Origin of the sequence: Ruania rhizosphaerae, from assembly GCF_009805705.1 — a bacterium.
GTDB lineage: Bacteria > Actinomycetota > Actinomycetes > Actinomycetales > Beutenbergiaceae > Ruania > Ruania rhizosphaerae.
Genome location: NZ_VSMB01000043.1, coordinates 1 through 581, shown reverse-complemented (window position 1 = coordinate 581; position 581 = coordinate 1). Strand labels below are relative to the sequence as shown.

The 581-nt window shown below is 62.0% G+C and carries 1 protein-coding gene; it reads right to left on the bottom strand.

The window, feature by feature from the left end; genetic code table 11:
- The coding region (locus FV560_RS19990; RefSeq protein WP_200837864.1) for a hypothetical protein at positions 1–581 on the bottom strand (581 nt) is incomplete at both ends.

Genomic DNA, 581 nt, shown 5'->3' with positions numbered 1-581 from the left:
TCGAAGACGACCGACGTCAGCATCGGCGTCGGGTACAGCGGGCCATCAGCAAAGTAGTCGGCCAGGTCAGCGTCCCAGGTCTCCCGCCACGGGTTCCAATGCGTCGACACATCCTCACCAACCGGGTTGGGGTCCGGATCTGGGTGCCCCTCGCCACCCCGCGGGAAGTCGAGAGTCTTCGAGTAGATGCTGGTGAAGGTTCCCCCATCAAGCTGGACGACATGAGCGGCCAGGTCAGACCGGAGCAGACTGCTGGAGGCATCACAGACCCCTCCCACATAAACCTCACCATCGCGCACCGTCACCGAGAACGGACGCCAGTCACCACCCACACACCCAGGGTCGGTGATCGGCACCGAACTCACAGGAGACGCGGGCGCAGCATCAGCAGTGTTGTAGGAGTACAACAACCGATCGTTGAGGTTGACCACATACAGCGTCGACTCATCCTCCGACAGCGCCACCCCTCCCAGACCTTCACGACCATTCGCCAAGAAGAACTCATCGTCGTAGCCGTCATCAGTCTGGTGAACCGCCGTACCCGCATTCGGCACAGTCGCCCACAACTCCGTGTTCCCCGG